This window comes from Klebsiella sp. CTHL.F3a (genome assembly GCF_019890895.1).
Lineage (GTDB): Bacteria > Pseudomonadota > Gammaproteobacteria > Enterobacterales > Enterobacteriaceae > Klebsiella > Klebsiella grimontii.
On record NZ_CP082360.1, the window covers coordinates 4,858,302 to 4,878,651 of the forward strand.

Below are 20,350 nucleotides of genomic sequence, written 5' to 3' on the forward strand. Positions count from 1 at the left end.
ATTAAATTAGTCCCATTCAGGCGCCAGACCGTCCGGACTAACCAGACGATCGTTGCAGTCCAGCGCGGCGATCGTCTGGCGATCGTCTTCATCCAGCTGCAGATCCTGAGCTTTAAGATTGCTTGCCAGGTTTTCGCGCTTAGTCGAAGATGGGATTACCGCATAACCTTCGCCCATTGCCCAGGCCAGGATAACCTGTGCCGACGTAGCATCGTATTTTGCCGCGATACGTGCGATCGCTTCATCTTTCAGCGCCTTACCGTAGGCCAGCGTCATATAAGAGGTGATGTGGATGCCGTGTTCACGTGCCCAATCAACCACTTTACGGTTCTGCAGATACGGGGAAAGTTCAATCTGGTTGGTCGCGATGTTCTCCGCGCCAACGGCAGCAATTGCGCGCTCCATCAGCGGAATTGTGAAGTTAGAGATACCAATCTGCCGGGTTAGCCCCTGTTTTTTCGCTTCCAGCACCGCGGCCATAAACTCTTCAACCGCAACGGCATCGTTTGGCGACGGCCAGTGGATTAACGTCAGGTCGACATAGTCAGTACGCAGCTTCTGCAGACTCTCTTTCAGGCTGGCGATCAGCTTCTCTTTGTTGAGATTCTCAATCCAGATCTTGGTGGTGATGAACAGTTCATCGCGCGCAACGCCGCTTTCTGCAATCGCCTGGCCCACAGCAGCTTCATTATCATAGATTTGCGCGGTATCAATGGTGCGATAGCCCAGTTCAAGCGCCGTTTTTACAGATGCAATAACCACGTCATCTTTCAGACGGAAGGTCCCAAGACCAAATGCAGGGATTGTCATGACTTTCCTCTTTATTCATTCATATCAGTTAACGAGAACAATTATGACCAACGAGAAGATTGAGAAAAAGAGTGCTAAATGCAGAGGATATTTGCTAAAAAAGCAATAATTAAACGACAGATAAAGAAAAAGCCCTGAGCAAATGCTCAGGGCTTTTAATAAGTGGCGGAACGGACGGGACTCGAACCCGCGACCCCCTGCGTGACAGGCAGGTATTCTAACCGACTGAACTACCGCTCCACCGAATACTTCTGTAACCACCGGATTAATGCACCGGCTTACTACTTAATTTGATGCCTGGCAGTTCCCTACTCTCACATGGGGAGACCCCACACTACCATCGGCGCTACGGCGTTTCACTTCTGAGTTCGGCATGGGGTCAGGTGGGACCACCGCGCTATCGCCGCCAGGCAAATTCTTTGTGCTCAGTACGCAATTCTTTATCGCATCTGCCGCGTTGCCCGCGCTCGCAAACTCAGTCACATACTTCTGTATGCTCCTTCCTTTCCTTCGCTTGTCGCCTTGCTGCTGCGCAAATTATTGCGTACTCAACTCTGAATCAATGCTGAAATTGTTGTCTTCTCAAATCCGCCAAAACATCTTCGGCGTTGTAAGGTTAAGCCTCACGGTTCATTAGTACCGGTTAGCTCAACGCATCGCTGCGCTTACACACCCGGCCTATCAACGTCGTCGTCTTCAACGTTCCTTCAGGACCCTTAAAGGGTCAGGGAGAACTCATCTCGGGGCAAGTTTCGTACTTAGATGCTTTCAGCACTTATCTCTTCCGCATTTAGCTACCGGGCAATGCCATTGGCATGACAACCCGAACACCAGTGATGCGTCCACTCCGGTCCTCTCGTACTAGGAGCAGCCCCCCTCAATTCTCCAGCGCCCACGGCAGATAGGGACCGAACTGTCTCACGACGTTCTAAACCCAGCTCGCGTACCACTTTAAATGGCGAACAGCCATACCCTTGGGACCTACTTCAGCCCCAGGATGTGATGAGCCGACATCGAGGTGCCAAACACCGCCGTCGATATGAACTCTTGGGCGGTATCAGCCTGTTATCCCCGGAGTACCTTTTATCCGTTGAGCGATGGCCCTTCCATTCAGAACCACCGGATCACTATGACCTGCTTTCGCACCTGCTCGCGCCGTCACGCTCGCAGTCAAGCCAGCTTATGCCATTGCACTAACCTCCTGATGTCCGACCAGGATTAGCTGACCTTCGTGCTCCTCCGTTACTCTTTAGGAGGAGACCGCCCCAGTCAAACTACCCACCAGACACTGTCCGCAACCCCGATTAGGGGCCCACGTTAGAACACCAGCCATTAAAGGGTGGTATTTCAAGGATGGCTCCACGCAGACTGGCGTCCACGCTTCAAAGCCTCCCACCTATCCTACACATCAAGGACCAGTGTTCAGTGTCAAGCTATAGTAAAGGTTCACGGGGTCTTTCCGTCTTGCCGCGGGTACACTGCATCTTCACAGCGAGTTCAATTTCACTGAGTCTCGGGTGGAGACAGCCTGGCCATCATTACGCCATTCGTGCAGGTCGGAACTTACCCGACAAGGAATTTCGCTACCTTAGGACCGTTATAGTTACGGCCGCCGTTTACCGGGGCTTCGATCAAGAGCTTCTCCTTACGGATAACCCCATCAATTAACCTTCCGGCACCGGGCAGGCGTCACACCGTATACGTCCACTTTCGTGTTTGCACAGTGCTGTGTTTTTAATAAACAGTTGCAGCCAGCTGGTATCTTCGACTGATTTCAGCTCCATGGGTAAACCACTTCACCTACATATCAGCGTGCCTTCTCCCGAAGTTACGGCACCATTTTGCCTAGTTCCTTCACCCGAGTTCTCTCAAGCGCCTTGGTATTCTCTACCTGACCACCTGTGTCGGTTTGGGGTACGATTTGATGTTACCTGATGCTTAGAGGCTTTTCCTGGAAGCAGGGCATTTGTCACTTCAGCACCGTAGTGCCTCGTCATCACGCCTCAGTGTTAAAGTGAACCGGATTTACCTGGAACACACACCTACACGCTTAAACCGGGACAACCGTCGCCCGGCCAACATAGCCTTCTCCGTCCCCCCTTCGCAGTAACACCAAGTACAGGAATATTAACCTGTTTCCCATCGACTACGCCTTTCGGCCTCGCCTTAGGGGTCGACTCACCCTGCCCCGATTAACGTTGGACAGGAACCCTTGGTCTTCCGGCGTGCGGGTTTTTCACCCGCATTATCGTTACTTATGTCAGCATTCGCACTTCTGATACCTCCAGCAACCTTCACAGGCCACCTTCAACGGCTTACAGAACGCTCCCCTACCCAACAACACATAGTGTCGCTGCCGCAGCTTCGGTGCATGGTTTAGCCCCGTTACATCTTCCGCGCAGGCCGACTCGACCAGTGAGCTATTACGCTTTCTTTAAATGATGGCTGCTTCTAAGCCAACATCCTGGCTGTCTGGGCCTTCCCACATCGTTTCCCACTTAACCATGACTTTGGGACCTTAGCTGGCGGTCTGGGTTGTTTCCCTCTTCACGACGGACGTTAGCACCCGCCGTGTGTCTCCCGTGATAACATTCTTCGGTATTCGTAGTTTGCATCGGGTTGGTAAGTCGGGATGACCCCCTAGCCGAAACAGTGCTCTACCCCCGAAGATGAATTCACGAGGCGCTACCTAAATAGCTTTCGGGGAGAACCAGCTATCTCCCGGTTTGATTGGCCTTTCACCCCCAGCCACAAGTCATCCGCTAATTTTTCAACATTAGTCGGTTCGGTCCTCCAGTTAGTGTTACCCAACCTTCAACCTGCCCATGGCTAGATCACCGGGTTTCGGGTCTATACCCTGCAACTTAACGCCCAGTTAAGACTCGGTTTCCCTGCGGCTCCCCTATACGGTTAACCTTGCTACAGAATATAAGTCGCTGACCCATTATACAAAAGGTACGCAGTCACCCAACAAGTGGGCTCCTACTGCTTGTACGTACACGGTTTCAGGTTCTTTTTCACTCCCCTCGCCGGGGTTCTTTTCGCCTTTCCCTCACGGTACTGGTTCACTATCGGTCAGTCAGGAGTATTTAGCCTTGGAGGATGGTCCCCCCATATTCAGACAGGATACCACGTGTCCCGCCCTACTCTTCGAGTTCACAGCCTGTGTGTTTTAGTGTACGGGAGTATCACCCTGTACCCTGCGACTTTCCAGACGCTTCCACTAACACACAAGCTGATTCAGACTCCGGGCTGCTCCCCGTTCGCTCGCCGCTACTGGGGGAATCTCGGTTGATTTCTTTTCCTCGGGGTACTTAGATGTTTCAGTTCCCCCGGTTCGCCTCGTTTGACTATGTATTCATCAAACGATAGTGCAACGAATTGCACTGGGTTTCCCCATTCGGACATCGCCGGCTGTAACGGTTCATATCACCTTACCGACGCTTTTCGCAGATTAGCACGTCCTTCATCGCCTCTGACTGCCAGGGCATCCACCGTGTACGCTTAGTCGCTTAACCTCACAACCCGAAGATGTTTCGTAAAACATCATCGTGTCGCGAAAATTTGAGAGACTCGAACACACATAACATGTGTGTCGTTTCAATTTTCAGCTTGATCCAGATTTTTAAAGAGCAAAACTTCGCAGTGAACCTTTTCAGGTACACTCTGAAGTTTTCTTGTGGTGTGCAGTAAAGATGGTGGAGCTATGCGGGATCGAACCGCAGACCTCCTGCGTGCAAAGCAGGCGCTCTCCCAGCTGAGCTATAGCCCCATCGTAGTTAAATCTCATCAACCTTAATTCCTGTTGAGGCAAGGCGGGGTGACACGAAGCATACTTAAAGTATGTGAGTGTCGCCGCAACGCAGCATCAGCAGAAATTTGGTAGGCCTGAGTGGACTTGAACCACCGACCTCACCCTTATCAGGGGTGCGCTCTAACCACCTGAGCTACAAGCCTGCAGAGATTTTCTTACTGCTTATTTTTCATCAGACAATCTGTGTGGACACTACAAAGGCAGGTTCTTTAAGGTAAGGAGGTGATCCAACCGCAGGTTCCCCTACGGTTACCTTGTTACGACTTCACCCCAGTCATGAATCACAAAGTGGTAAGCGCCCTCCCGAAGGTTAAGCTACCTACTTCTTTTGCAACCCACTCCCATGGTGTGACGGGCGGTGTGTACAAGGCCCGGGAACGTATTCACCGTGGCATTCTGATCCACGATTACTAGCGATTCCGACTTCATGGAGTCGAGTTGCAGACTCCAATCCGGACTACGACATACTTTATGAGGTCCGCTTGCTCTCGCGAGGTCGCTTCTCTTTGTATATGCCATTGTAGCACGTGTGTAGCCCTACTCGTAAGGGCCATGATGACTTGACGTCATCCCCACCTTCCTCCAGTTTATCACTGGCAGTCTCCTTTGAGTTCCCGACCGAATCGCTGGCAACAAAGGATAAGGGTTGCGCTCGTTGCGGGACTTAACCCAACATTTCACAACACGAGCTGACGACAGCCATGCAGCACCTGTCTCAGAGTTCCCGAAGGCACCAAAGCATCTCTGCTAAGTTCTCTGGATGTCAAGAGTAGGTAAGGTTCTTCGCGTTGCATCGAATTAAACCACATGCTCCACCGCTTGTGCGGGCCCCCGTCAATTCATTTGAGTTTTAACCTTGCGGCCGTACTCCCCAGGCGGTCGACTTAACGCGTTAGCTCCGGAAGCCACTCCTCAAGGGAACAACCTCCAAGTCGACATCGTTTACAGCGTGGACTACCAGGGTATCTAATCCTGTTTGCTCCCCACGCTTTCGCACCTGAGCGTCAGTCTTTGTCCAGGGGGCCGCCTTCGCCACCGGTATTCCTCCAGATCTCTACGCATTTCACCGCTACACCTGGAATTCTACCCCCCTCTACAAGACTCCAGCCTGCCAGTTTCGAATGCAGTTCCCAGGTTGAGCCCGGGGATTTCACATCCGACTTGACAGACCGCCTGCGTGCGCTTTACGCCCAGTAATTCCGATTAACGCTTGCACCCTCCGTATTACCGCGGCTGCTGGCACGGAGTTAGCCGGTGCTTCTTCTGCGGGTAACGTCAATCGACAAGGTTATTAACCTTATCGCCTTCCTCCCCGCTGAAAGTACTTTACAACCCGAAGGCCTTCTTCATACACGCGGCATGGCTGCATCAGGCTTGCGCCCATTGTGCAATATTCCCCACTGCTGCCTCCCGTAGGAGTCTGGACCGTGTCTCAGTTCCAGTGTGGCTGGTCATCCTCTCAGACCAGCTAGGGATCGTCGCCTAGGTGAGCCGTTACCCCACCTACTAGCTAATCCCATCTGGGCACATCTGATGGCAAGAGGCCCGAAGGTCCCCCTCTTTGGTCTTGCGACGTTATGCGGTATTAGCTACCGTTTCCAGTAGTTATCCCCCTCCATCAGGCAGTTTCCCAGACATTACTCACCCGTCCGCCACTCGTCACCCGAGAGCAAGCTCTCTGTGCTACCGTTCGACTTGCATGTGTTAGGCCTGCCGCCAGCGTTCAATCTGAGCCATGATCAAACTCTTCAATTTAAGTTTGATGCTCGTAGAATTAAACTTCGTAATGAATTACGTGTTCACTCTTTGAGACTTGGTATTCATTTTTCGTCCGAGGACGTTAAGAATCCATGTCACTTTGAGTGCCCACACAGATTGTCTGATAAATTGTTAAAGAGCAGTGCAACGCGGCTTTCGCTCACCGTTGCGAGGTGGCGTATATTACGCTTTCCTCTTTCAGAGTCAACCCGTTATTTCAGGATTTTTTCTCTTCAACCGACCGGGCTGTTTGTGTGAAGTGATTCACATCTGCCGTGTCAGTGGGAGCGCATTATAGGGAGTTATTCGGCGCTGACAAGCGGTAAAATACAATTTTATTTCAACCGCTCATCTTTTATACATAACGCTTATTTTCGCTGCTTTTTGATAGCATCCGGCAGGTCCGCCAGGCTATTAAGCACCCAATCCGCGGCGCTTTCCGCTTCAGGAGTGACTGGCTTGCCGGTACGCACTAATACTTTCATGCCGACATTGGCAGCCAAAGCTGCCTGCATATCTTCGACTTTATCGCCGACCATATAGGAAGCAGCCATATCAATATGCAGATAGTCACGCGCCGAGATCAGCATACCCGGGTGGGGCTTACGGCAGTCGCAGGTCTGGCGAAACTCTTCGACGGTTCCCTGCGGGTGGTGCGGACAATAATAGATGCCATCCAGGTCAACGCCGCGATCGGCCAGCGACCAGTCCATCCACTCGGTCAGCGTTTCAAACTGCTCTTCAGTAAACTTACCGCGGGCGATGCCGGACTGGTTGGTCACCACCACCAGCGCGTAGCCCATCTCCTTTAATTGACGCATTGCGTCAATAACGCCATCGATAAATTCAAAGTTGTCGATTTCATGGACGTAGCCGTGATCGACATTAATCGTGCCATCACGGTCAAGAAAAATTGCGGGTACTGATATTGCCACCGGTCTGCTCCTGATAAAGGCTAATGCGCGTAGTATCGCATGTTTCCCGACGCAAGAAAGTGCTCATTATACAGAGTCAGATTGATTTAGACGTCTGGATGCCTTAACATCCATTTCATTGACAGGCATCGCCTGGACACGGCAGAAGAAAATGCCACGGCAAACGGCTAAACGATAATAAATAACTGATGATTAAACTTTCGAAGATTACCAAAGTGTTCCAGCAGGGAAATCGCAGCATACAGGCGCTGAACGATGTCAGCCTGCATGTTCCCGCCGGGCAAATTTATGGCGTCATCGGCGCTTCGGGCGCGGGTAAAAGTACGTTAATCCGCTGCGTTAACCTGCTTGAACGTCCAACTCAGGGCAGCGTACAGGTGGGCGGTCAGGAGCTAACGGCGCTGTCCGAAAAAGAGTTGACGCGCGCGCGTCGACAGATCGGCATGATATTCCAGCACTTTAACCTGCTAGCCTCCCGTACCGTATTCGGTAATGTGGCATTGCCGCTTGAGCTCGACAATACTCCGAAGGAAGAAATTAAACGCCGGGTTACCGAGCTTCTCGATCTCGTCGGCCTGGGGGATAAGCACGATAGCTATCCGGCAAACCTCTCCGGCGGTCAAAAACAGCGCGTCGCCATCGCCCGTGCGCTGGCAAGCAATCCAAAAGTCCTGCTCTGCGACGAAGCCACCAGCGCTCTGGATCCGGCTACCACGCGTTCGATTCTGGAACTGCTGAAAGATATCAACCGTCGTCTGGGCCTGACGATTTTGCTGATTACCCACGAAATGGATGTTGTCAAACGGATCTGTGATTGCGTTGCCGTGATCAGCAACGGTCAATTGATTGAACAGGATACGGTGAGCGAGGTCTTTTCTCATCCCAAAACTCCATTGGCGCAACAGTTTATACAGTCAACGCTGCACCTGGATATCCCGGATGATTATCAGGCGCGTCTGAAGTCTGAGGCTCTTCCCGATAGCGTACCCATGCTGCGCATGGAGTTCACGGGCCACTCCGTTGATGCCCCGCTGCTTTCTGAAACTGCCCGTCGCTTTAATGTAAACAACAACATTATTAGCGCGCAGATGGATTACGCGGGTGGCGTGAAGTTCGGCATTATGCTGACCGAGATGCACGGCACGCAGGAAGATACCCAGGCCGCGATCGCCTGGCTACAGGAACACCATGTAAAAGTAGAGGTACTGGGGTATGTCTGAACCAATGATTTGGCTGCTGGTTCGCGGCGTATGGGAAACGCTGGCCATGACTTTCGTCTCCGGCTTCTTCGGTTTTGTTCTCGGCCTGCCGGTCGGGGTTCTGCTCTACGTCACCCGACCGGGGCAAATTGCCGCTAATGCAAAACTCTACCGCACGCTTTCGGCGGTGGTGAATATTTTCCGCTCGATTCCTTTTATTATCTTGCTGGTCTGGATGATCCCCTTTACCCGCGTCATCGTAGGGACATCCATCGGCCTGCAGGCGGCAATTGTTCCGCTAACGGTCGGCGCAGCGCCTTTTATCGCCCGAATGGTTGAAAACGCCCTGCTGGAGATCCCCACCGGCCTTATCGAAGCATCCCGCGCCATGGGCGCAACGCCGATGCAGATTGTGCGTAAGGTCCTGCTGCCGGAAGCGCTGCCGGGTCTGGTGAACGCGGCGACCATTACCCTCATTACGCTGGTCGGCTATTCCGCGATGGGCGGCGCGGTGGGTGCCGGTGGTCTCGGGCAGATTGGCTATCAGTACGGTTATATCGGCTACAATGCAACGGTAATGAATACCGTACTGGTGCTGCTGGTTATTCTGGTGTACTTAATTCAATTCTCTGGCGATCGTATCGTCCGGGCTGTGACTCACAAATAACATTACACACAATACAGAATCTTACAGGAAGGAAATAACATGGCCTTTAATTTCAAAACCTTTGCGGCAGTCGGCGCGTTAATCGGTTCTCTGGCTCTGGTGGGTTGCGGTCAGGACGAAAAAGATCCTAACCATATTAAAGTCGGCGTTATCGTCGGTGCGGAGCAGCAGGTTGCGGAAGTCGCGCAGAAAGTAGCAAAAGAAAAATACGGCCTTGATGTCGAACTGGTAACCTTCAACGACTACGTTCTGCCGAACGAAGCGCTGAGCAAAGGCGATATCGACGTTAACGCCTTCCAGCATAAACCGTATCTTGACCAGCAAATCAAAGACCGCGGCTACAAGCTGGTTTCCGTAGGTAACTCTTTTGTTTACCCGATTGCGGGTTATTCGAAAAAAATCAAATCGCTGGACGAACTGCAGCCGGGCTCCCAGGTCGCGATTCCTAACGATCCCACCAACCTTGGCCGCTCTCTGCTGCTGCTGCAGCAGGTTGGCCTGATCAAACTGAAAGAAGGCGTTGGTCTGCTGCCAACCTCTCTGGATATTATTGAAAACCCGAAAAACCTGAAAATTGTTGAGCTGGAAGCCCCGCAGCTGCCGCGCTCTCTGGATGATGCGCAAATCGCTCTGGCGGTTATCAATACCACCTATGCCAGCCAGATTGGCTTAACGCCGGCAAAAGACGGTATTTTCGTGGAAGGTAAAGAGTCTCCGTACGTGAACCTGATTGTCGCTCGCGAAGACAATAAAGATGCGGAAAATGTTAAGAAATTTGTTCAAGCTTACCAGAGTGACGAAGTTTACGAAGCGGCTAACAAAATCTTTAACGGCGGTGCAGTGAAAGGCTGGTAATCTTTTCTCAGCGTAATATCATTCAGGACGGGCTTTATGCCCGTCTTGTCATTTATGCAAGCACCTGATTCAATAGCGCCCTGTTTTATTATTTATTGAGGAAATACTATGCGTGCTTTACCGGTCTGTTTGTTAGCACTCATGTTAAGCGGTTGTTCTATGCTAAGCAGATCTCCCGTCGAGCCTGTACAAAGCACCGTAACCCCGCCTGCCAAATCGGAACCGGCAAAACCGAAAGCGACGCGTCCGGCCCCGGTAAGAATCTATACCGATGCAACAGAATTGGTGGGTAAACCTTTCCGCGAACTCGGCGAAGTCACCGGTGAATCCTGCCAGGCCTCGAATCAAGACTCTCCACCCAATATCCCGACGGCCCGCAAGCGTATGCAGATTAACGCTGCAAAAATGAAAGCCAATGCCGTGCTGCTGCACCGCTGCGAAGTCACCAGCGGAACTCCGGGCTGCTACCGCCAGGCCGTCTGCCTTGGTTCAGCGCTTAACGTTACGGCGCAATGAGTGATTTTCAGTTTGCGCAGATAGGCGTTATTCGCTCGCCCTATAAAGAAAAATTTGCCGTTCCCCGCCAGCCTGGGCTGGTTAAAAACGGCGGCGGCGAATTACATCTTCTGCCTCCTTATAACCAGGCCGAGGCCGTACGCGGCCTGGAAAACTTCAGCCATCTGTGGGTCCTGTTTGTGTTTCATCAGACCATGGAAGGCGGCTGGCGCCCGACCGTACGCCCTCCCCGCCTCGGCGGCAACGCGCGGATGGGTGTTTTCGCCACCCGCTCTACCTTTCGTCCTAATCCAATCGGTATGTCGCTGGTCGAGCTAAAGGGTATTCACTGCCAGAAAGAGCGCGTCGTTCTTGAGTTAGGCAGTCTTGACCTGGTGGACGGTACGCCGGTAGTCGACATCAAACCTTACCTGCCCTTTGCCGAAGCGCTGCCGGAAGCCAGCGCGAGCTACGCTCAGCAGGCGCCGCAGGCAGAAGTGGCGGTAAGCTTCACGCCGGAAACCGAAGCCCAGCTTTTCGCTCTGGAAAACCGCTATCCCCGCCTTAAGGCGTTTATTAGCGAAGTTCTGGCACAAGATCCGCGGCCGGCATATCGTAAAGAAGAAAACCCGGGAAAGACCTATGCCGTCTGGCTGCTGGATTTTAACGTGCGCTGGCGGGTGATTTCGTCCGGTTTTGAAGTCTTTTCTCTCGAACCACGCTAATTTTATTTTCCTCTCTTTTGGCATCTTTGCCACACTGGTAAACTAAACCACTTTTTTGTGTCAGGCTGGCTTCCAGCCTGTATCGATCGTCCAAATGGAACCGTAACAACATGCGTACTAGCCAATACCTGCTCTCCACTCTGAAGGAGACACCTGCCGACGCCGAGGTTATCAGCCATCAGCTGATGCTGCGCGCCGGGATGATCCGCAAGCTGGCCTCCGGGTTATATACCTGGCTGCCGACCGGCGTGCGCGTCCTGAAAAAAGTCGAGAACATCGTGCGTGAAGAGATGAACAACGCCGGTGCAATCGAGGTGTTAATGCCGGTAGTTCAGCCCTCTGAGCTGTGGCAAGAGAGTGGTCGTTGGGAACAGTACGGCCCGGAACTGCTGCGTATTGCTGACCGTGGCGAACGTCCATTCGTGCTCGGCCCGACTCATGAAGAAGTGATCACCGACCTGATTCGTAACGAGCTGAGCTCCTACAAACAGCTGCCGCTGAACTTCTATCAGATTCAGACCAAATTCCGTGACGAAGTGCGCCCGCGTTTCGGCGTGATGCGTTCCCGTGAATTCCTGATGAAAGATGCTTACTCTTTCCATACCTCTCAGGAATCTCTGCAGGAAACCTACGATGCGATGTACGCCGCGTACAGCAAAATTTTCAGCCGTATGGGCCTGGATTTCCGCGCGGTACAGGCTGACACTGGTTCTATCGGCGGTAGTGCATCCCACGAATTCCAGGTGCTGGCGCAGAGCGGCGAAGATGACGTGATCTTCTCTGACTCTTCCGACTACGCAGCCAACATCGAGTTCGCCGAAGCCGTTGCGCCGAAAGAGCCGCGCGCTGCCGCTACTCAGGAAATGACCCTGGTCGATACGCCGAACGCCAAAACCATCGCCGAGCTGGTTGAGCAGTTCAATCTGCCGATTGAGAAAACGGTGAAAACCCTGCTGGTAAAAGCGGTAGAAGACAGCAAGTCTCCGCTGATTGCCCTGCTGGTTCGCGGTGATCATGAGTTGAATGAAGTGAAAGCGGAAAAACTGCCGCAGGTCGCCAGCCCGCTGACCTTCGCCACCGAAGAAGAGATCCGCGCGCTGGTGCAGGCGGGTCCCGGTTCTCTGGGCCCGGTTAACATGCCGATTCCGGTGATTATTGACCGTACCGTTGCCGCAATGAGCGATTTTGCCGCAGGCGCGAACATCGATGGTAAACACTACTTCGGCATCAACTGGGATCGCGATGTCGCGACCCCTGAAGTGGCTGATATCCGTAACGTGGTAGCGGGCGACCCGAGCCCGGACGGCAAAGGCACGCTGCTGATTAAACGCGGTATCGAAGTGGGCCACATCTTCCAGCTGGGTACCAAATACTCTGAAGCGATGAAAGCCTCCGTCCAGGGTGAAGATGGCCGTAACCAGATCCTGACGATGGGTTGCTACGGTATCGGGGTGACTCGCGTGGTGGCGGCAGCCATTGAGCAGAACTTTGACGATCGCGGGATCCTGTGGCCGGAAGCTATCGCCCCGTTCCAGGTTGCGATTCTGCCGATGAACATGCATAAATCCTACCGCGTACAAGAGCTGGCCGAGAAGCTGTATGCTGAGCTAACCGCGTTGGGTATCGACGTGCTGATGGACGACCGTAAAGAGCGTCCGGGCGTAATGTTCGCCGATATGGAGCTTATCGGTATTCCGCACACCATCGTGCTGGGCGACCGTAACCTCGACAACGACGATATCGAATATAAATATCGTCGCAGCGGCGAGAAGCAGTTGATTAAAACCGGTGATATCGTGAATTACCTGGTACAACAAATTAAAGCTTAACGCCAAAAGAGGCTCTGGTTTCAGAGCCTCTTTTTTACAAGGATTGTAATCATGGCTAAACGACGGGCAAATCATGTCCTGCTTTTTCCCGCATTGTTCTTACTTTCGGCCTGCACGCTAGACGTCAGCCGATCCACGCCTTCCGCTTCCGCTATTAAGCCACCATCGCAGCAATGGGCGGTTAAATTTCAGCGCCAGAGCTCAGTGGCTAATACCACGCTGGCTGAAATTAACGCACAAGACCTGCTCCCCGGCGATCTCCTTTTCTCTTCCAGCATTGGCGTGACGTCCCTGGGGATTCGTGCATTTAGCACATCCTCCGTTAGCCATGTCGCTATCTATATCGGTGATAACCAGGTTGCGGAGGCAACTGGCGCCGGGGTGCAGATTGTTTCTCTTCAGCAAGCGATGCAGCACAGCGATAAGCTGTTTGCCCTAAGAGCGCCTGACCTCACGCCGCAACAGGCCGCAGGCATTAAACATTTCGCCTATAAAAACAGAAACAGCGGCTATAACTATCGCGGCATCATTGAATTTGTACCCTTTATGGTAACCAAACAGCTCTGCTCCCTGAATCCCTTCTCGAAAGACTTCCGCCAGCAGTGCGTGAATGGTCTGGCCAAAGCTCAGCTTAGCGATGCCGTTTCCGGGGACAAAAAAATGTGGTTTTGTTCTGAGTTTGTCAGCGATGCCTTCGCGAAGGCCGGACACCCGCTGACCCTGGCTCAACCGGGCTGGATTAGCCCATCAGACCTGCTTCATATGCGTGAGGGGGACGTGGCAAACTTTACGCCCGAAACACAATTGCAGTATATCGGGCATCTTAAATTGGGAATTTATATCAAGACAAGCCGTCTCGTAGGACTCAATTAACTAACGAGAATTGCAGTCTTCTTTTTGATAAAACTTGCCCGGTGAATCCACCGCCAGAACTTTAATCGGTGCTCCCGAATCCGGGTTCGCTTCCAGCGTAAAGTGCCCCTCGACCACCAGCAGCACCGGGCGAGTATCCGTTCCGCGCGCTGCGGCATAATCACGCTCGAGCTGCGCGTTATTCGTAACTGCCACTCGCTTGCCGGTTGCGCAATCGGTAAAGGTCGCGGCATCAGCCATATAGAAGTACATGCCGCGCATCGCCATCGGCGTGATGGGCAGGCTGGCTTTGACGGACTCCAGCGTATAGTTCAGCGTTGACTCGATGGGATTACCGTCGCGATCGAGCATTTCCAGCTTGTCGCCTTTCGCCCGATAGTAAGATTTCTCGCCTTTGCTGTCGGTCAGCACCAGCTTATCGGCCGTGCGCGCCCAGGTACCGTATGAAGCAAAAGAGGAGGGCTCGCGCCTGACGCCCTGATATCGCTCATTCATCACCCAGGTGCCGTCTTTCTCAAGAAAGAGTGAGGTTTCGATACCTTCGCAGTCGGCGCACGGCAGCACGCCGCGCCAGCTCTGCTGCATCGGCTTTAGCTCTTCCATCGGTGTCGGTTGTAGCGTGTCCATCTCCGCACGATGGTTGCAGCCGAATAAGGCAAAAAGCGAACAGGCCGCCACCACTGAAAACACGATTTTCTTCACTGTAAATTCCTTATCATCCATTCCACCGGTTCGCCATACCCTTAATGGCGAACTTTTCCACGCAGCGCTTTAACTGAAGATTTTTGCGCCTTTGAGGCAAGCCGGCGCTCTTTCGACGCTCTGGTCGGTCGCGTCTCCCGACGACTTTTCTGTACTGCGGTTAATTCTTGTATTAAGGCAACCAGGCGCGCAATCGCCGCTTCACGATTCATCTCCTGGCTGCGATATTCTTGAGCCTTAATGATAACCACACCATCGGCAGAAATTAAGTGATGGCTGGAAGTCAGCAGGCGTTCCTTATAAAACTCAGGCAGGCTCGATGCTTTAATATCAAAACGTAAATGAATAGCCGTCGATGCTTTATTAACGTGCTGGCCGCCCGCCCCCTGCGCGCGTATCCCGGAAAGTGAAACCTCATCATCCGCAATCGTCACGCTGCGGCTAATCGTAATCATGAGGATGTTTGCCAGGCCGTTAAATGAATTTCCAGATTATTCTTAGCGTCAGATAACCAAATTCCGCCGTCCTGAATAGTCGCCTGTAGCGACATCGTCCGATCGGCAAAAGCACTGAGCTGCGCCAGCTGAGTATCATCTAAATACCATACGGTCAACTTTGAAAACTGTGCCATTTTACTTTTATTCTGCTGCCACCAGATTTCTGCCGCCCGACTATTATAGGCAAACAGCGCGACCTCTTGCGCTCGCGAGCAGGCTTTTTTAATCCGCCGCTCGTCCGGCAGCCCCAGTTCTATCCATAGATCAACGCCCAGATGATCGTTTAGCAGCCAGAGTTCAGCTTCATCATCAGAAGACAAGCCGCGGGTAAACTGCAGACGTTCGTCGGCGTATTTAATCCACGCCAGCAGGCGCAGCATCATACGCTCCTGGGTTTCTGACGGATGCTGCGCAAGGGTCAAACTGACATCCAGAAACTGGTTGCGGTCCAGGTCGGCCACGTTCACCGTCGCTTTATAAATCGTCGCTTTCAGCGCCATGAGGAAACTCCTGATAAAAATGGCGTACATTGTAGCGAAACTGGCGGCAAAAGGCTGTCAGCAATCGCAGGATCCCATTTCATCCTGCTGATATTGCTTAAATGACTATGGTATAGTCACCTTGCTAAACAGAGTTTATCTTCGTAGGCTTAAACTTACATCCCACGGTTAAGTCAGAACGCTGACAGGAGGGCATGTGGACAAATATTGTGAGTTAATACGCAAGCGGTATGCGGAAATAGCCAGCGGGGACCTTGGGTATATACCGGATGCGCTAGGTTGCGTGTTGAAAGTATTGAATGAGGTTGCGGCGGATCAGGCCCTTGCTGAGTCAGTCAGGGAAAAGGCCGCATATGCGGCGGCAAACTTACTGGTGAGCGATTATGTCAATGAATGATACTTATCAACCCATCAATTGCGATGATTATGACAACCTCGAACTTGCCTGTCAGCACCATCTGGTCCTGGCGCTGGAGCTCAAAGATGGCGAACAGCTGCAAGCGAAGGCCAACGATCTTATCTCGCGCAAAAATATCGAGTATCTGGTCGTGGAGCTCGCCGGCGACGTTCGCGAGGTACGCCTGGATAAAATCGCCAGCTTCAGCCATCCGGAAATCGGTACGGTAGTGGTCAGCGAGTCCTGAAGCAAAACGGGTGGCTTAGCCGCCCGTTTTCATCCATAACAACTGCACGCCTTCACCTTCCTGAACTTTCCCATCGACGGTAATAAACAGACCATCGGCTGCGGCGATTAGCGTTTCGCCGTAAAACAGCAGCGGCGTGGTATCGCGCCGCCAGGGAGCCACGTTCAGCTCCTGCCAGATTTTCTTCAGCTTGCGGCCACCGTGGCGACCGACGATATGAAGATGACCGCTGGCGCGAAAGCGAATAGTTACCGCTTCATCCTGGCGCGGGCTGCGTAACGGGCCGCAGGGCAGGAGCCTCAGTTCACCGAGGCCGTCGGGTAACGGCAGCGGCTTAGCGATATCGGGCCACGCCAGTACCGTCTCGCTCTGGCCGGGGAGATATTTCACCCAGTACAGCCGCTGCTGGAAGCGACGGACGGTAAATTGACCAAGACGCAGACAGGGAAACGCGTCCTCGCGCGCCATCGCCACTTCACGCCAGATACGCTCAGGCACCTCGCGCGAAGGCATTGGCGCATTGAGTCCAGCCAGCCAACGGCGCAGCAGCGCGGCCCGACGCGGCGCGCTCATGGCCGTCAACGGTTCGATAGCCAACGCGCCATCCTCAGTCACCAGCGTTGCCAGCTCCGCTGCCAGCATTTCATCCAGCAGCCGTTCCTGTTCGCCACACAGGCTGGCGCTGCGCGCCACGGCCTCGGCAAAGTGCGGCCAGCGGGCGTTAAGCAGCGGAACAATCCGCAGGCGGAGAAAATTGCGATCGTAGGCATCGTCCTGGTTACTTTCGTCTTCAATCCAACTGAGCTGATGGGCTATCGCCCACCGGTGCAGAGAGTCGCGACTTTCGTTAAGCAACGGACGCAGCAGTTTCGTTCCGGCAAAATCGGACTCGCCGGCCATTGCCGAGAGCCCGGTGGGACCGCTCCCCCGCTTAAGCGCCAGCAGGAAGGTTTCACACTGGTCGTCAAGATGCTGCGCGGTCACCAGCGCTTCGCCGGGCAGCAGCGCCGAACGGAAAGCCTGATAGCGCGCCTGACGCGCATGGGCCTCAATCCCCAGCCCCTCATCGGCGAGGACTACCCGTTCAACCAAAAGCGGCACCTGCCACTGCTGACATATTTTCCGGCAGTGCGCCACCCAATCGTCAGCGTTCGCGCTGAGTCCGTGGTGAATATGCATCGCCCGCAGCTGAACGGTGGGATCCTGTTCGCGCCAGCGAACCAGGCGATATAAGAGCACGCTCGAATCCAGGCCGCCGCTAAAGGCCACCAAAAACTGGCGATGCGGACGGAGCGTTTGCGCGATATTTGGGATCATCATCATGAGAGCACTAACTGAGGAAAGCGTGTCCGGCACGTTACCCGGCAGAACACGCTCTGACAAGAATTACTGCTGATAAATCTCCAGCGGTAGACCGTCCGGATCGTTAAAAAAGGTGAACCGCTTACCGGTGAAGGGGTCGATACGAACGCCTTCACAAGTTACGCCGTGCGCCTCAAGATGGATAACGGCGGCATCAACATCGTCGACGCTAAATGCCAGATGGCGTAACCCGCAGGCTTCGGGGCGGCTCGGGCGCGCAGGGGGAAACGGGAAAGAAAACAGTTCAATAACATATTCGCCATTCAGCGCCAGATCGCCCTTCCATGAATCACGCTCTGCGCGGTAAAACTCGCCCTGCAGGGTGAACCCCAGAATGTCGCAGTAGAACGCTTTACTCTTTGCATAATCCGTCGCAATGATGGCGATATGATGAACCCGTTTTAAACCCAGCATGCTCAAACTCCTCCCGTTGAAGCCAACAACGTTACTCGTTCAGTTCGTTATTGCGCAAGCGCTTAGTCATTTTTTAAGACTCGAACCCAGTACACGCCATCTTCATCGCGTTTCGCGCCGTGGATATCGGTTTCGAAGCCCGGATAGTGGCGGCCGATAGAGCACAGCATTAACAGAAAATCGAGCACCGCCCGGCTCTCCTCGACGATCATCTCGCCGGGCATCAGCAGCGGCACGCCCGGCGGGTACGGTAAGATCATATTCGCTGAAATACGCCCGACCAGATTCTCCAGTTCGATGGTTTCCACTTCGCCTTTAATCTGCCGCTGCCAGGCCTGATGTGGCGTCATTTTCATCTCCGGCAGAACGTCAAAGGCGCTCAGCATCAGCTGCGAGAGCTGGTGCTGGCGAATCAGGCGATGGATACCCTGCGCCAGATCCTGAATGCGCATGTTGCGGTAAAAATCCGGATCTTCGGCATACAGATCCGGCAGCATATTTTTCACCCGTAAATTGAGATCGTAAGCGCGTTTGAATTCGGTTAACCCGCGCAGCAGACCCATCGCTCGGGTTTTATCAATGCCGATACTGAAAAGGAACAGCAGATTGTAGGGCCCGGTTTTCTCAACCACCACACCGCGCTCATCCAGAAACTTCGCCACCAGCGCGGCCGGAATGCCTTCGCTATCCATGTTGCCCTGTTCGTCCATACCGGGGGTCAGAATGGTCACTTTCACCGGATCGAGGAACATATGGTCGTCATCGGCATCCTGAAAGCCATGCCACGGTTCACCCGGCGATACCGGCCAGCACTGCGCTTCCCCCACCTCTTCCGGCTGCCAGATATCAAAGAACCAGCCGTCAGACTCTTCGCGTAACCGCTGCACCTCTTTACGAAAATCCAGCGCCCGTTCAATCGAACGCTGAATCAGCCGCCTGCCGGAATTGCCGCGCAGCATCGCGGCAGCCGTTTCGATGGAGGCAACGATCGGGTAGCTGGGGGACGTCGAGGTGTGCATCATAAAGGCTTCATTGAAGGTATCTTCATCATAGCTGCCTTTAATATGAATCAGCGAAGCCTGGGATAGCGCGGCCAGCATTTTATGCGTCGACTGCGTTTCAAAGATCACTTTCCCCGGAACGCGATCGCCGCTCATCCCGCTTTTGCCCTGATAGATCGGATGAAAATGGGTATAGGGCACCCATGCGGAATCAAAGTGGATTGACGGCACGTCGAGAGTCTCTTTTATCCAGGTGGTGTTATACAGCAGCCCGTCATAGGTAGAGTTAGTGATCACCGCATGCACAGGCCACCCGGCGCCGCCTGTCGCATTCACCTTTTGCTGAATACTGTCGCGGGTAAATTCGCGCTTGGGTATACCGCCGAGGATCCCCAGCGCATTGCGCGTCGGTTTTAGCCACAGCGGCACCACATCGCTCATCATCAGTAAATGGGCCAGCGATTTATGGCAGTTGCGATCGATAAGCAGGGTGCTGCCCGCCGGGGCGGAATACATCCCGACAATCTTATTCGACGTCGAGGTCCCGTTGGTTACCATATAGCTCTGTTCGGCGCCGAATGCGCGGGCAATATACTCTTCAGCTTCCAGATGCGGGCCGCTATGATCGAGCAACGACCCCAGTTCCGTCACGGATATAGAGACGTCGGCCTTTAAGGTATTCCCGCCAAAGAAATCGTAAAACAGACAGCCCACCGGGCTTTTTTGATAAGCCGAGCCGCCCATATGCCCGGGGGTACAGAAGGTATATTTTCCCTCCTGCACATAGTTGAACAAGGCTTTGGTAAACGGCGGGGTAATATTATCGAGGTATTCGCGGGTGTATTGACCGATGCGGGTAGCGATCTCTTCCGCCAGCCCCAGCGCGTATTCAAAGAACCATAGCGTCATGCGCAGGTCCTGACTGCTGACGTCCATCGTCGAATGGGCGTTGATAAATGCGTAAAGCGGCAGGTATTCGTTTAAGCGATTAATATCACTGCACAGGTCAACGCTGTATTCATCCCAGTCGAAAATAACTCCACAGATCCGCGGATTATGCTCGATAAATTGCAAAAGATCGGCGCTATTTTGCGGCCAGATGGTCTGGAAGCCTTGCCGTTGCAGGGCGGCTTCCAGTTCTTTGATCGGTTCGTCTTTATAATAGACGCCGTGGGGCCCCATGATCGCAATGATATTCACGCTTTCCTCCTGGAATTTACCTAAGGAAAGCATAATAGCACCCCGCCAGCGCTAAGCACTGGCGGATTTA

Annotated in this window: 17 protein-coding genes, 3 tRNA genes and 3 rRNA genes; 9 read left to right on the forward strand and 14 right to left on the reverse strand. The window is 53.3% G+C overall.

The window, feature by feature from the left end:
• Positions 1-6: 6 nt before the first annotated feature.
• The 8 genes from dkgB to gmhB form a co-directional block, all read right to left on the reverse strand.
• The gene (dkgB, locus tag K7H21_RS22825) at positions 7-810 is read right to left on the reverse strand and encodes a 2,5-didehydrogluconate reductase DkgB (RefSeq protein WP_142446309.1); all 804 of its coding nucleotides are present in this window, start codon (positions 808-810) and stop codon (positions 7-9) included.
• 163 nt (positions 811-973) lie between these two features.
• Positions 974-1,050, reverse strand: a tRNA-Asp gene (locus K7H21_RS22830).
• Between the two features lie 55 nt (positions 1,051-1,105).
• A 5S ribosomal RNA gene (gene rrf, locus K7H21_RS22835) occupies positions 1,106-1,221 on the reverse strand.
• Positions 1,222-1,422: 201 nt separating this feature from the next.
• Positions 1,423-4,328: ribosomal RNA gene (locus tag K7H21_RS22840) — 23S ribosomal RNA — on the reverse strand.
• Between the two features lie 178 nt (positions 4,329-4,506).
• A tRNA-Ala gene (locus K7H21_RS22845) sits at positions 4,507-4,582 on the reverse strand.
• A gap of 108 nt (positions 4,583-4,690) precedes the next feature.
• Positions 4,691-4,767, reverse strand: a tRNA-Ile gene (locus tag K7H21_RS22850).
• Positions 4,768-4,839: 72 nt separating this feature from the next.
• Positions 4,840-6,379: ribosomal RNA gene (locus tag K7H21_RS22855) — 16S ribosomal RNA — on the reverse strand.
• The 16S, 23S and 5S rRNA genes sit together here with 3 tRNA genes alongside, the layout of an rRNA operon.
• Before the next feature lie 371 nt (positions 6,380-6,750).
• The gene (gene gmhB / locus K7H21_RS22860) at positions 6,751-7,317 is read right to left on the reverse strand and encodes a D-glycero-beta-D-manno-heptose 1,7-bisphosphate 7-phosphatase (RefSeq protein ID WP_004129150.1); all 567 of its coding nucleotides are present in this window, start codon (positions 7,315-7,317) and stop codon (positions 6,751-6,753) included.
• 188 nt (positions 7,318-7,505) lie between these two features.
• On the opposite strand from gmhB, the gene metN reads away from it, so the two are divergent.
• The 7 genes from metN to K7H21_RS22895 all read left to right on the forward strand — a co-directional run bounded on the left by metN (position 7,506) and on the right by K7H21_RS22895 (position 13,960).
• Entirely contained in the window at positions 7,506-8,537 is a 1,032-nt protein-coding gene (gene metN / locus K7H21_RS22865; protein WP_004129149.1) for a methionine ABC transporter ATP-binding protein MetN, read from the forward strand.
• On the forward strand, positions 8,530-9,183 hold the full coding sequence (locus tag K7H21_RS22870) for a methionine ABC transporter permease MetI (RefSeq protein ID WP_004129148.1): 654 nt from the start codon (positions 8,530-8,532) through the stop codon (positions 9,181-9,183). Before metN ends, K7H21_RS22870 begins: the two co-directional genes overlap by 8 nt.
• Before the next feature lie 39 nt (positions 9,184-9,222).
• Entirely contained in the window at positions 9,223-10,038 is an 816-nt protein-coding gene (metQ, locus tag K7H21_RS22875; RefSeq protein WP_004098791.1) for a methionine ABC transporter substrate-binding lipoprotein MetQ, read from the forward strand.
• Between the two features lie 108 nt (positions 10,039-10,146).
• On the forward strand, positions 10,147-10,554 hold the full coding sequence (gene rcsF, locus K7H21_RS22880; protein WP_004098790.1) for an Rcs stress response system protein RcsF: 408 nt from the start codon (positions 10,147-10,149) through the stop codon (positions 10,552-10,554).
• Positions 10,551-11,258 (forward strand): tRNA (N6-threonylcarbamoyladenosine(37)-N6)-methyltransferase TrmO, encoded by a 708-nt coding sequence (tsaA, locus tag K7H21_RS22885; protein WP_004129147.1) that lies wholly within the window; start codon positions 10,551-10,553, stop codon positions 11,256-11,258. Before rcsF ends, tsaA begins: the two co-directional genes overlap by 4 nt.
• A 110-nt stretch (positions 11,259-11,368) precedes the next feature.
• Positions 11,369-13,087 (forward strand): proline--tRNA ligase, encoded by a 1,719-nt coding sequence (gene proS, locus K7H21_RS22890; protein WP_004129145.1) that lies wholly within the window; start codon positions 11,369-11,371, stop codon positions 13,085-13,087.
• Positions 13,088-13,138: 51 nt separating this feature from the next.
• Positions 13,139-13,960 (forward strand): YaeF family permuted papain-like enzyme, encoded by an 822-nt coding sequence (locus K7H21_RS22895; RefSeq protein WP_004129142.1) that lies wholly within the window; start codon positions 13,139-13,141, stop codon positions 13,958-13,960.
• On the opposite strand, the gene nlpE is transcribed toward K7H21_RS22895, so the two are convergent.
• The 3 genes from nlpE to K7H21_RS22910 are packed head-to-tail and all read right to left on the reverse strand — an operon-like array spanning position 13,961 to position 15,659.
• Complete coding sequence (nlpE, locus tag K7H21_RS22900) at positions 13,961-14,662, reverse strand: envelope stress response activation lipoprotein NlpE (protein WP_004129140.1); 702 nt, start codon at positions 14,660-14,662, stop codon at positions 13,961-13,963.
• Between the two features lie 41 nt (positions 14,663-14,703).
• Positions 14,704-15,117 (reverse strand): alternative ribosome rescue aminoacyl-tRNA hydrolase ArfB, encoded by a 414-nt coding sequence (gene arfB, locus K7H21_RS22905; protein ID WP_004129138.1) that lies wholly within the window; start codon positions 15,115-15,117, stop codon positions 14,704-14,706.
• Positions 15,114-15,659 (reverse strand): YaeQ family protein, encoded by a 546-nt coding sequence (locus K7H21_RS22910; RefSeq protein ID WP_049114295.1) that lies wholly within the window; start codon positions 15,657-15,659, stop codon positions 15,114-15,116. The genes arfB and K7H21_RS22910 overlap by 4 nt, the downstream gene beginning before the upstream one ends.
• 196 nt (positions 15,660-15,855) lie before the next feature.
• On the opposite strand from K7H21_RS22910, the gene K7H21_RS22915 reads away from it, so the two are divergent.
• Together K7H21_RS22915 and rof are read left to right on the forward strand one after the other, a co-directional pair.
• Complete coding sequence (locus tag K7H21_RS22915; protein WP_004098778.1) at positions 15,856-16,056, forward strand: YaeP family protein; 201 nt, start codon at positions 15,856-15,858, stop codon at positions 16,054-16,056.
• Positions 16,043-16,303, forward strand: coding sequence for a Rho-binding antiterminator (gene rof, locus K7H21_RS22920; protein WP_004129134.1), 261 nt, complete (start codon positions 16,043-16,045; stop codon positions 16,301-16,303). Before K7H21_RS22915 ends, rof begins: the two co-directional genes overlap by 14 nt.
• Before the next feature lie 15 nt (positions 16,304-16,318).
• Here rof and tilS read toward each other — a convergent pair whose 3' ends face one another.
• The 3 genes from tilS to K7H21_RS22935 form a co-directional block, all read right to left on the reverse strand.
• The gene (gene tilS / locus K7H21_RS22925; RefSeq protein WP_223035910.1) at positions 16,319-17,620 is read right to left on the reverse strand and encodes a tRNA lysidine(34) synthetase TilS; all 1,302 of its coding nucleotides are present in this window, start codon (positions 17,618-17,620) and stop codon (positions 16,319-16,321) included.
• Between the two features lie 69 nt (positions 17,621-17,689).
• The gene (locus tag K7H21_RS22930; protein ID WP_223035389.1) at positions 17,690-18,079 is read right to left on the reverse strand and encodes a VOC family protein; all 390 of its coding nucleotides are present in this window, start codon (positions 18,077-18,079) and stop codon (positions 17,690-17,692) included.
• Positions 18,080-18,141: 62 nt separating this feature from the next.
• Positions 18,142-20,280, reverse strand: coding sequence for a lysine decarboxylase LdcC (locus tag K7H21_RS22935; RefSeq protein WP_049123085.1), 2,139 nt, complete (start codon positions 20,278-20,280; stop codon positions 18,142-18,144).
• Positions 20,281-20,350 lie beyond the last annotated feature (70 nt).

Coding starts and splice junctions, on each gene's coding strand:
- dkgB (WP_142446309.1), bottom strand. CDS start 810: ATGACAATCCCTGCATTTGGTCTTGGGACCTTCCGTCTGAAAGATGAC.
- metN (WP_004129149.1), top strand. CDS start 7,506: ATGATTAAACTTTCGAAGATTACCAAAGTGTTCCAGCAGGGAAATCGC.
- K7H21_RS22870 (WP_004129148.1), top strand. CDS start 8,530: ATGTCTGAACCAATGATTTGGCTGCTGGTTCGCGGCGTATGGGAAACG.
- metQ (WP_004098791.1), top strand. CDS start 9,223: ATGGCCTTTAATTTCAAAACCTTTGCGGCAGTCGGCGCGTTAATCGGT.
- rcsF (WP_004098790.1), top strand. CDS start 10,147: ATGCGTGCTTTACCGGTCTGTTTGTTAGCACTCATGTTAAGCGGTTGT.
- tsaA (WP_004129147.1), top strand. CDS start 10,551: ATGAGTGATTTTCAGTTTGCGCAGATAGGCGTTATTCGCTCGCCCTAT.
- proS (WP_004129145.1), top strand. CDS start 11,369: ATGCGTACTAGCCAATACCTGCTCTCCACTCTGAAGGAGACACCTGCC.
- K7H21_RS22895 (WP_004129142.1), top strand. CDS start 13,139: ATGGCTAAACGACGGGCAAATCATGTCCTGCTTTTTCCCGCATTGTTC.
- arfB (WP_004129138.1), bottom strand. CDS start 15,117: ATGATTACGATTAGCCGCAGCGTGACGATTGCGGATGATGAGGTTTCA.
- K7H21_RS22910 (WP_049114295.1), bottom strand. CDS start 15,659: ATGGCGCTGAAAGCGACGATTTATAAAGCGACGGTGAACGTGGCCGAC.
- rof (WP_004129134.1), top strand. CDS start 16,043: ATGTCAATGAATGATACTTATCAACCCATCAATTGCGATGATTATGAC.
- tilS (WP_223035910.1), bottom strand. CDS start 17,620: ATGATCCCAAATATCGCGCAAACGCTCCGTCCGCATCGCCAGTTTTTG.
- K7H21_RS22930 (WP_223035389.1), bottom strand. CDS start 18,079: ATGCTGGGTTTAAAACGGGTTCATCATATCGCCATCATTGCGACGGAT.